The sequence below is a fragment of the Flavobacterium sp. genome (genome assembly GCF_044368995.1).
Classification (GTDB): Bacteria; Bacteroidota; Bacteroidia; order Flavobacteriales; family Flavobacteriaceae; genus Flavobacterium.
Genome location: NZ_JBIPMS010000052.1, coordinates 1 through 11,183 on the forward strand (window position 1 = coordinate 1; position 11,183 = coordinate 11,183).

The 11,183-nt window shown below is 31.2% G+C and carries 10 protein-coding genes; 3 read left to right on the forward strand and 7 right to left on the reverse strand.

The genetic code is table 11. From position 1 onward, the window contains the following. Both ACIQ2I_RS05250 and ACIQ2I_RS05255 read left to right on the forward strand, forming a co-directional pair. Positions 1-1,940, forward strand: a 1,940-nt coding sequence (locus tag ACIQ2I_RS05250; protein ID WP_396181384.1) for a T9SS type A sorting domain-containing protein, incomplete at its 5' end; no start/stop codon positions are given. Between the two features lie 77 nt (positions 1,941-2,017). Continuing rightward, on the forward strand, positions 2,018-2,503 hold the full coding sequence (locus ACIQ2I_RS05255; protein ID WP_396181385.1) for a GNAT family N-acetyltransferase: 486 nt from the start codon (positions 2,018-2,020) through the stop codon (positions 2,501-2,503). A 129-nt stretch (positions 2,504-2,632) separates the two neighbouring features. Here the strand turns inward: ACIQ2I_RS05255 and rluF are convergent, their stop codons facing one another. The 3 genes from rluF to ACIQ2I_RS05270 form a co-directional block, all read right to left on the reverse strand. After that, positions 2,633-3,421: a 23S rRNA pseudouridine(2604) synthase RluF gene (rluF, locus tag ACIQ2I_RS05260; protein WP_396181386.1), complete on the reverse strand. Its 789-nt coding sequence runs from the start codon at positions 3,419-3,421 to the stop codon at positions 2,633-2,635. Positions 3,422-3,610: 189 nt separating this feature from the next. Continuing rightward, positions 3,611-4,390 (reverse strand): zinc ribbon domain-containing protein, encoded by a 780-nt coding sequence (locus ACIQ2I_RS05265; protein WP_396181387.1) that lies wholly within the window; start codon positions 4,388-4,390, stop codon positions 3,611-3,613. Between the two features lie 4 nt (positions 4,391-4,394). After that, a complete protein-coding gene (locus tag ACIQ2I_RS05270; protein ID WP_396181388.1) occupies positions 4,395-5,486 on the reverse strand; it encodes a Nif3-like dinuclear metal center hexameric protein in 1,092 nt (363 codons plus the stop codon). Between the two features lie 231 nt (positions 5,487-5,717). On the opposite strand from ACIQ2I_RS05270, the gene lpxK reads away from it, so the two are divergent. Then, complete coding sequence (gene lpxK, locus ACIQ2I_RS05275; RefSeq protein ID WP_396181389.1) at positions 5,718-6,728, forward strand: tetraacyldisaccharide 4'-kinase; 1,011 nt, start codon at positions 5,718-5,720, stop codon at positions 6,726-6,728. On the opposite strand, the gene ACIQ2I_RS05280 is transcribed toward lpxK, so the two are convergent. From ACIQ2I_RS05280 to ACIQ2I_RS05295, 4 genes are all read right to left on the reverse strand, one after another. Then, complete coding sequence (locus ACIQ2I_RS05280; RefSeq protein WP_396181390.1) at positions 6,716-8,887, reverse strand: ATP-binding protein; 2,172 nt, start codon at positions 8,885-8,887, stop codon at positions 6,716-6,718. The two genes, lpxK and ACIQ2I_RS05280, sit on opposite strands and share 13 nt — an antisense overlap. Before the next feature lie 38 nt (positions 8,888-8,925). Further along, positions 8,926-9,930: a type I glyceraldehyde-3-phosphate dehydrogenase gene (gap, locus tag ACIQ2I_RS05285; RefSeq protein WP_396181391.1), complete on the reverse strand. Its 1,005-nt coding sequence runs from the start codon at positions 9,928-9,930 to the stop codon at positions 8,926-8,928. A 52-nt stretch (positions 9,931-9,982) separates the two neighbouring features. Continuing rightward, positions 9,983-10,849 carry a lipoyl synthase gene (gene lipA, locus ACIQ2I_RS05290; protein WP_396181392.1) on the reverse strand — a complete coding sequence of 289 codons (867 nt, stop codon included), beginning with the start codon at positions 10,847-10,849 and terminating at the stop codon, positions 9,983-9,985. Between the two features lie 202 nt (positions 10,850-11,051). After that, the coding region (locus ACIQ2I_RS05295) for an RNA polymerase sigma factor (protein ID WP_396181393.1) at positions 11,052-11,183 on the reverse strand (132 nt) is incomplete at its 5' end.

Genomic DNA, 11,183 nt, shown 5'->3' on the forward strand with positions numbered 1-11,183 from the left:
CCAATTATGGTTTACCAGCAGGAGTTTTGGCTGTTTTGGCATCAAATACTATTACTATTAGTGGTACACCAACGGCTTCAGGAACGTTTAATTATGACATTCCATTAGCTGGAGGATGTGGAACTCTTAGTGCAACAGGAACGATTACAGTTACTGCAAATAATACTGCAAGTGCTGCATCTAGTTCTCCAACAGTTTGTATTAATACTGCAATTACAGATATTACGCATACTACAACTGGAGCAACCGGAATTGCAACGACTACTACTAATTATGGTTTACCAGCAGGTGTTTTGGCTGTTTTGGCATCAAATACCATTACTATTAGTGGTACACCAACGGCTTCAGGAACATTTAATTATGACATTCCTTTAACCGGAGGTTGTGGAACTGCAAGTGCAACAGGAACGATTACAGTTTCTGTAATAAACACAGCAAGTGCTGCATCGACTACTCCAACAGTTTGTATTAATACTGCAATTACAGCTATTACGCATACTACAACTGGAGCAACCGGAATAGCAACGACTACTACTAATTATGGTTTACCAGCAGGTGTTTTGGCTGTTTTGGCATCAAATACCATTACTATTAGTGGTACACCAACGGCTTCAGGAACATTTAATTATGACATTCCATTAACTGGAGGTTGTGGAACTGTTAGTGCAACAGGAACGATTACAGTTACTCCACTTCCGGGATGGTTTAATACACAGTTTCCAAGTTCAGCATCTATTTGTGAAGGAGGATCCGCTGTCATTTATGGTCAGGTTTATTTAGCTGGAATTACCGATCCTGCAGGTCAGGCCTCAGGTATGACCGCACAGTTAGGTTATAGCAGTTCAAACACAGATCCTAATACTTGGTCTAACTGGATTAATGCAAGTTTTAACGTTCAAACAGGAAATAATGATGAATTCCAAGCGAACATTGGTTCTAGTCTTGGAGTTGGAACTTACTTCTATGCTTTCCGCTACTCTTATAATGGATGTACTTATGTGTATGGAGGTCTTAACGGTCCATGGAATGGAACAACAAATAATAGTGGAACCTTAACAATTACTGCTAATAACACAGCAAGTGCTGCATCGAGTTCTCCAACAGTTTGTATTAATACTGCAATTACAGCTATTACGCATACTACAACTGGAGCAACCGGAATTGCAACTACTACTTCCAATTATGGTTTACCAGCAGGAGTTTTGGCTGTTTTGGCATCAAATACTATTACTATTAGTGGTACACCAACGGCTTCAGGAACGTTTAATTATGACATTCCATTAACCGGTGGTTGTGGAACTGTAAGTGCAACAGGAACGATTACAGTTACTGCGGCTTCAACAAATAGTACTACAACATCTGCTTGTGGAAGTTATACATGGTTAGTAAACGGAACTACTTATACAACGAGTGGAACGTATACAAGTGTAGTTGGATGTCTTACAGAGACATTGAATTTAACTATCAATGCACTTCCTATTACAACTATAACAAGAACAGATGATGTTTTAACAGTTACTGAAACAGGAGCTATTTATCAGTGGTATACTTGTACTTCAAGCTCTGTTGGTACTATAATTTCTGGAGCAACTTCTCAATCATATACGGCAACAGCGTCTGGAAGTTATGCGGTTCAAGTAACTAAAAACGGTTGTTCAGAAATGAGTGCATGTTTTGATGTTGCTACATTATCTAGTAATTCATTTGATTTAGCTAAATTATCTTATTATCCAAACCCTGTGGTTGATATTTTAACTATTAGTTATTCTAGTGAAATTACTTCAGTTCAAGTTTACGATATTAGCGGAAGACAAATTAGAAATATAAAACCAAATAGTAATTTAGTTACTGTTGATTTATCTGATTTAGCTACATCAGTTTATGTAGTAAGAGTCTTTGCTAATGATACTTCAAGTGAATTTAAAGTAGTTAAAAAATAGTCACTATTTTTTATAAATAAAAAAAGGGTCAATCTGTTACAGATTGACCCTTTTTGTTTTATTTTAGCCACATGAAAATGACCGTTTGTAATAGAAAACAACTTTCAATAGTTCGCGATTTAGCGTATACTATTTGGCCGTCTTCTTATATTAAAATACTATCTGAAGCGCAATTAGATTATATGTTAGATACTTTCTATTCCATTGACAATTTAGAAAAGAAAATGGATGCAGGTCAAGTATTTGAATTGCTGCTTGAAGACACAAAAGTTATTGGATTTGTATCTTACGAATTCAATTGCAAGGAAACGGAGTTGCTAAAACTTCATAAAATTTATTTGTTACCAGAAACGCAAGGTAAAGGTTTTGGAAAATTTATGATTAATGAAGTCATTAAAATTGCCAAAAGCAATAATCAGAAAGGCATTTATTTAAATGTAAATAAATACAATACAGCTAAATTTTTCTATGAGAAATTAGGTTTTGTTATTTCAAAAGAGGAAGTAATTGATATTGGAAATGATTACGTAATGGATGATTACGTAATGGAATATCTGTTCTAATGAAAAACGAATTTGCGTTAGTGGTTGTAGCGGCATCCTTTTTGTATTTTGTTGCCTGAGGTTCTCGAAGGTAATAAAATATAAAAAGATATAGCGGAAGACACGACCTGAAAGGGAACGTCCAAAATATTATCTATTTCTTTTATCGTAATTTCTGCTACCGTAATTGGTCTTTTTATCACGCAAAATACTGGCGTCTTCGGTTTTACTCGAAGGTTCAATAAGGGTATTTAATTCTACGATTTCTTTGTCGGTTAACGGACGGTATTTTCCAACCGGAACATCTAAAGTGATATTGATAATTCGGATGCGTTTAAGCGTGGTTACTTCGTAATCTAAATACTCGCACATACGACGAATTTGACGGTTTAAACCTTGCGTTAAAATAATTTTAAATACAAACTGACTCATTTTTTCTACCTTACATTTTTTGGTAATGGTGTCTAAAATAGGTAAGCCGTTACTCATTTGCTTAATGAAAGTTTCTGTAATTGGTTTGTCAACAGTAACAATATATTCTTTTTCGTGATTGTTTCTAGCGCGTAAAATTTTGTTTACAATATCGCCATCATTGGTCATGAAAATCAAACCTTCACTTCCTTTATCTAATCTTCCGATAGGAAAAACACGTTCGGGATAATTGATGTAATCTACAATATTGTCTGGAATGTTTAAATTAGTGGTGCATTCAATTCCCGCTGGTTTGTGGAAGGACAAATAAATGGGTTTTTTATTTGCGTTGGTAACTAATTCACCATTCACACGAACATCGTCTCCTGGAGCTACTTTTGTGCCTAATTCTGGAGATTGTCCGTTGATGGTAATTCTACCTTCTTCCAATAACCGATCGGCTTCTCTACGAGAGCAAAATCCGGATTCTGATAAATATTTATTGATGCGAACTAATTGTGCTTCCATTAGGCAAAGGTAGTTTTTTTAGTTTAAATGTTTTATGAGTTTTATTTTGTTTAAAATTCCAATAAAAAAAATTCCAAATTCCAAATTTAAAACTTGGAGTTTGGAATTTTTAATTTGGTTTTTATATTGAGTAAAAGTCTAATTTTTCGACTTTAAAACTTTCGACTTTCAGACCTTTGACTTATTATATTACATTTTGGCGAAAATTTTCTCCATTTTTTCTTTTTCTTCGTCAGCTAAATCACTGTCTACTAGAATGCGCCCACTGTGCTCATCTGTTAAGATTTTCTTTCTACCCGCTATTTCCATTTGAGTCTGTGGTGGAATAGTAAAGAAAGATCCTGCCGATGCCCCTCGCTCTATAGAAACTACAGCTAAGCCATTAATAACACTATTTCTAATTCTGTCGTACGCCGCTAATAAACGAGTTTCAATTTTACTTCTAAAATCATTAGATTTTTCAATTAAAAAGTTTTCGTCTTTTTCGGTTTCTGCCATAATAGCACTTAATTCAGCTTTTTTGTGTTTTAAGTGATTTTCTTTGCTTTCTAGTTTGTCTTTTGTTTGATTAACAATCTCTTTTTTGTTTTCAAAAGTAATTTTCATCTCTTTAATGTTCTTTTCAGCCAATTGAATTTCTAATTCTTGAAACTCAATTTCTTTCGATAAAGAATTAAATTCTCTATTGTTACGAACATTTTTTTGTTGATCTGTATATTTTTTTATTGCTGTTTTGTGGTCATCAATATTGTTCTTTTTTTCTTTTGCTTGATGATCAATGTTGTTTAAATCGTCGTTTAATTTATCTAAACGTTTTGATAATCCAGCTACTTCATCTTCTAAATCTTCTACTTCTAAAGGTAATTCTCCTCGTACGTTTCTTATTTCGTCAATTTTAGAATCAATTAATTGTAAGGCATAAATTGCTCTTAACTTTTCTTCTACGCTTAGTTCTTTTGTATTTGCCATATTGTTAAAAATATTTAACGGGATTTGTATTTAATTCTGATAAAATGATTGCAAAATTAGTGATTTTTTCTTTAAGAAAGTCAACAATATAGTTTTTTGTATATCTTTCGCTTTCAAAATGGCCAATATCTGCCAAAAGCAGCTTATTTTCGGCTTCATAAAACTGGTGGTATTTTAAATCAGCGGTTAAAAAAGCATCCGCTCCAGCTGCAATTGCATTATTGATAGCAAAACTTCCACTTCCACCTAAAACCGCCACTTTTTTGATTTCAGTTGTTAAAAATTGACTATGTCGAATGCCATCACAAGCCATTTTTTCTTTCACAAATTTTAAAAAATCGTTTGGTTTCATCGGATGTTCCAATTCGCCAATCATGCCTAAGCCAATATTTTTGTGTTCATTTTCTGTTTTGTAAATTTCATATGCCACTTCTTCATACATGTGATTCGAAAAAAGAGTACTCAAAATATTGTTTTGAAGGTGTTTTTCGAAAGTTACTTCGATTTTTATTTCGGCTTCATTTTGTAAAACATGTTTTTCACCTACTACCGGATTGCTGTTTTCATTGCCCTTGAAAGAGCCAATTCCTGAAGAAACGAAACTACAATTGTCATAGTTGCCAATACTACCAGCACCAGCTTCAAATAAGGCTTGTTTTACTTGGTTTTCGTTTTCGGGTTTGGTGTAAGTTACTAATTTATAAATGAAATTTTGTTTGGGAATCAGCACTTTTGTTTTTGTTAAACTCAAAACATCACAGAAAATTTTATTAACGCCATTTTGATGATTATCTAATGCGGTATGAACAGCATAAATGGCAATGTCATTTTTTATTGCTTTAATAATCGCCCGTTCTACATAATTTTTTCCAGTTATTTTTTTAAATCCAGAAAATAAAATAGGATGAAAACAAACTACTAAATTACATTTTTTTAAAATGGCTTCTTCAATCACTTCTTCCAAAGCATCGTGGCACACCAAAATTCCAGTAATGTCATTGTTGTGACCAACTAGTAGACCAACATTGTCAAAATCTTCAGCGTAAGCCAAAGGAGCCAATTGTTCTAGATGTTTTGTTATTTCAGATAATTGCATCTTATGTTATTAGTAATTTTGTATTTTTCAAAGATAAAAAATCAATTGATTTAAATATAATTTACTTGAAATTTAATTCATACTAATTTTGTATATTTGTATATCTAATTCTAAGAAATCCTTCATGATAAAACCAAAATCAAATTTTGGAATAATTTTGTAGAATCAGATTTACTTGAAAAAAAACTTCAAGCTCATTTCCATAATAGAGCATTATTTAGATAATTAACTATGATTTTTTTAAGAAAACTACTTTTTCCAATTGGAGGTTTATACTGGTTAATTACTTTTATTAGAAATTGGCTTTACGATTTAGGTTTGTTCTCATCAAAATCATATGATTTACCGATTATTGCAATAGGAAATCTAAGTACGGGTGGAACAGGTAAAACGCCTCAAACGGAATACATCATTCGATTATTGAAAGATACCTATAAAATTGCGGTTTTGAGTCGTGGTTATAAACGAAGTACAAAAGGTTTTTTATTAGCCAATGCAGCAGTTTCTGCAGCCAAATTAGGTGACGAATCGTATCAAATTCATACAAAATTTAAAGATATTGCCGTTGCTGTATGCGAAAACAGACAAGCAGGAATTGACAACTTAATTTTGAATAGCAATCCAGATATTATTTTATTAGACGATGCTTTTCAACACAGAAAAGTTAAAGCAGGTTTTTATATTCTTTTAACTGCATATGATGATTTATTTGCAGATGATTTTATTTTGCCTTTCGGAAATTTAAGAGAAAGTAGTATTGGTAAAAAGCGCGCCAACTTAGTTGTTGTTACGAAATGTCCTCAAAATATTACGGAAAAAAATAAAAATGAAGTGAAACTAAAATTAAATATAAATGTACCCGTTTTTTTCGCTTCAATTGACTACGATTCAAATGTATATGGCACCGAAAATAGTTTATCCGTTTCAGATATTATTTCCAAAGAAAAAGTAATTCTTGCAGGAATTGCCAAGCCAAAATATTTTATTGATTATTTAACTTCAGGTAATGATAAAGTTATGATTTTTCCAGACCATCATAATTTTTCAGAAAACGAAATCTCGGAAATATATAATGCTTCGAAAGATAAAATTCTGATAACAACTGAAAAAGATTTCATGCGTTTGCAAGGTAAAATCCCACCTAATAATTTATATTATTTACCGATACAATCCAAGTTTGTTTCAGAAAAAGAGCAATTTGAAACTTTACTTACTAATTGGGTAAAAAGTTATACTAAGTAATCGCTTATAACGCTGTAAAAATAGTCTGGATTAAAAGGTTTGGTAATTACTTCATTCATACCAAAAGAAAGTAGCATTTCTCTATTTTCGTTTAAAGAAATTGCTGTTAAAGCTATAATTGGAGTTGTTTTATCAAATTTTCTTATTTCTGCAGTTGCTTCTGTCCCGTTAATTCCAGTTAAGTGAACGTCCATTAAAACTAAATCAAACCTGCTGTTTTGCATGGCAACAATCGCATCTTCGCCATTGTCTATAATACTACAAATCATACCTTTGTTTTCTAACATTTTTTTAGTAATCATTTGATTGATTTTGTTGTCTTCTACTAATAAAACGGTTTTGTTTTTTAAATTGACGTAAGAAGTAACTTTCTTTTTCTCATGATTTAAAATAATTTCGGCATTTGATTTTCCGAAATTTAAATCGAAATACAATTTAGTTCCTTCGTTTTCTTTACTTTCTAAATGAATTTCACTGCCTAGTAATTCAATAATTTTTTTAACAATAGAAAGTCCTAAACCCGTTCCACCATATGTTCTGTTTATTTCTACAGATCCTTGAGAGAAACTATCAAAAATGTTTGCAATTTTGTCTTCAGGTATTCCTATACCATTATCTTGAATTATGAAATTTAACGTTACAGTATCATCATGTTCTTTTATGGATTTCACGGAAAGGGTAACTTTCCCATTTTTAGTAAATTTGATGGAATTGTTGATTAAATTTATTAAAATTTGAGATAATTTTGTAGGATCCCCAATTAAATTTTTGTGATTTTCAAAATCTAATTTTAATCTAAAATCGATGTTGTTTTGCTCAATAAAACCATTGAACGATTCACTAATATTTTTAATTAATTCTTCTAAATTAAAATTAATTTTTTCTATGTGTATTGTGTTAGATTCCAGTCGGTTGATTTCTAATATGTCATTAATAAAACTTAAAAGATAATTTCCAGAAAATTCTAATGATTTTAAATAATTTAATTGCGTTGATTTTGGATTTTCTTGTAGAAGTAAATGCGTAATTCCATTGATTGCATTCAAAGGCGTTCGTAACTCATGACTTACAGTAGATAAAAACTCCGAACGGGCATTTGAGGCAAGTTCTGCTTTTTCTTTTTGCTCGGTCAATTCTTTATTTTTTTCTTGTAAAAGGGAATTCGTAGAGGTTCTAATTTTATTGTTTTTGTATAAAGAAAAACTAAATAAAGATAAAATGGCAATTAATACAATACTCATTATACTTATTAGCTTGTTAAATCGAATGGCTTTCAATTGGTCGTTTTTTTCTTTTTCAAGCTTTTCAACAATTTCTAATTGATTGTCGTGTTCTTTTTTATTTATAAGTAAGTCTGTATTTGCTAGACTTGAGTTGTTTTTAATCTCATTTAGTGTTAAAAATTCTTTCAAATAAAAATTAGATAATTTATAATCTTCTTGTTTTTCACAAATTAAAATAAGATTATTTAAAATTTTCTTTTTTGAAATACCTACTGAATTATTTTCCACTAATTTTAAAGCTCTTTTAGAAAAATCTAGTGCTTTTTCATATACTTCTTGTGTATAATATATTTTACTTAGCTGATAAAGGGCCTCAATTTTACTAGGTTCTACATCTCTACTAGTATTGGCGATATTGTTAAATACAACAATAGCTTCTTCTAATTTACTATTGGCCTTTAAAGTTAATCCTTTTTGAAGTTCGATTAAGACTAAAGTATTGTTAGAGTTGATTTTATTGTAAATTGAATATGATTTGTTGAAATATAATTTTGCTATTTTTAAATTTCTTTTTTCTAGATATAAAGTTCCTAGCGCATAATTTATTTTCGCTACTTTAGAAGATCTAATTTGATTGATTTCATAATAATTAGAACATTTAATGAAATTAACAATTGCTTCATTATAATTATTAGTTTCTAAATAGATGCTTCCCAAAAAATAGTAACAATCATAAAGTTTGTCAATGTTTTTATATGCTTTTGAATATTCAATTGCTTTCTGGATGTATTTTATGGCGTCTTTAGAGTTGTATTTTTCTTCGAAAGAATAATTGGCCAATTCTAGAAAATAGGTGATACTGTCAGGCTTATTTTCCTTAGTCTGAGAAAAAGTAAATAGAGAGAAAAAAGTAAGTAGAAAAAGGAGTTTTTTCATTATTTATTATTCAAAACCTGTAATTAATAATGTTAAAATTAGTATTTAATTTTCGATAAAAAAAGTATTAAATCAATTATACGAGAAGAATACCCAATTTCATTATCGTACCAACCCACTATTTTTACCATTTTATCAATAACAGAAGTTAGTTGCGCATCAAACACACACGAATTTTTATTTCCTATAATATCTACTGATACAATTGGGTCTTCGGTATACGCCAAAATATTTTTCAATTCCTTCTCGGCGGCATTTTTAAAGGCTAAATTTATTTCTTCAATAGTCACTTTTCGCTTAACATTTAATGTAATATCGGTTAATGAACCATCTGGAACGGGAACCCTAATACCACATCCGCCAATTTTTCCATCCAATTCCGGAAAAATTTTTGTTATTGCTTTTGCAGCTCCAGTTGTAGTTGGAATAATAGATTGCGAAGCACCTCGCGCACGTCTTAAATCTTTATGTGGCTGGTCATGTAAGCTTTGGTCGGTAGTGTAGGAGTGAACAGTTGTAATATAGGCTTGCTCAATACCACATAATTCTTGAATAATTTTTAGCATCGGTGCTGCGTTATTTGTAGTGCAGCTTGCATTGGAAATAATGGTTTCCGAACCATCTAAAATATGTTCGTTTACACCTAAAACAACAGTTTTTATTTTTTCGTCTTCGGGCGGTGCGGATAATATTACTTTTTTCGCTCCAGCTAAAATATGTAAACCAGCAGTTTTTGTAGTTTTAAATTTTCCGGTCGACTCAATTACAAAATCGATATTTAGGTTTTTCCAAGGTAATTTAGAAATATCACTTTCATGGAAAAATTGAATTTTTAAATTATCTATAACTAACGTTTCATTTTCGGTGGAAATAGACTGTTGTAAAACACCGTGAATGCTATCATATTTCAATAAATGACCCATGGTTTTTATATCCGCAATGTCATTTATAGCAACAACTTCTATGTTAGGATGATTGAGTAATAATCGGAAAGCAGTTCTCCCAATTCTTCCAAAACCGTTAATAGCGACACGTATTTTCAAATTTTTATTTATGTAATTATTTTAATTTTGCCTTTTGCCTTATGCCTTTAAACTAATGAATATGTTTTTCAGCATGATAAGAAGAACGCACCAAAGGACCACTTTCTACATGAATAAAACCTAATTCTTTACCAATTTTTTCGTATTTCTCGAATTGTTCTGGTGTGATGAATTCTTTAACAGGTAAATGTTTTTTACTTGGTTGCAAATACTGACCAATAGTCACCACATCTACTTTTGCGGCTCTTAAATCATGAAGTGTTTGAATAACTTCTTCTTCTGTTTCACCTAAGCCTAACATAATTCCGGATTTTGTTCGGTTCAAACCTTGCTCTTTTAGATATTTTAAAACAGCTAAGCTTTTATCATATTTCGCTTGAATACGTACTTCGCGTGTTAATCTTCTTACCGTTTCAATATTATGTGAAACAACTTCCGGAGCCACTTTAATAATTTTATCTAAATGCGATTCACTACCTTGAAAATCTGGAATTAAAGTTTCTAAGGTCGTTTTAGGATTCATTCTTCGGATGGCTTTTACAGTTTCAGCCCAAATAATGGTTCCCATATCTTTTAAATCGTCTCGGTCAACACTTGTAATTACCGCATGTTTGATATTCATAATTTTAATAGAACGGGCTACTTTTTCTGGCTCTTCCCAATCTACATTTTTAGGACGTCCTGTTTTTACACCACAAAATCCACAAGAACGGGTGCAAATATTTCCTAATATCATAAAAGTTGCTGTTCCTTCTCCCCAACATTCTCCCATATTTGGGCAGCTACCAGAAGCGCAAATGGTATTTAATTTGTACTTGTCAACCAAACCTCTAAGTTCGGTATATTTTTGTCCAACGGGTAATTTTACACGAAGCCATTTTGGTTTTGGTGTGGGAGTAAATACGCTTTCTGTTGCCATAATTTGAAAATAAAATCTTTCGCAAATATACAAAACGCATTAAAATTAAATCCTATTTTAAAGTGTTATTTTTCAATTGTAACACTTCGCAAATTTTTGTTTAATGATTATGTTTTGACCCTGTTTTTAGAAATATTTTTACAAAAAAAAACCACATAATGAACTTTATTATGTGGGTTTTTAAAATTTTAAGAGAATATTGTTATTTATTGCTAATAATTTCAGCTAATAATTTTTTTGCACGAAGCAGTTTTATTTTGATATTGTTTAACGGTTCATTCAATTGTTCCGCCATATCTTGATAACTCATTTCTTGAAAGTAGCGTAATTGTAT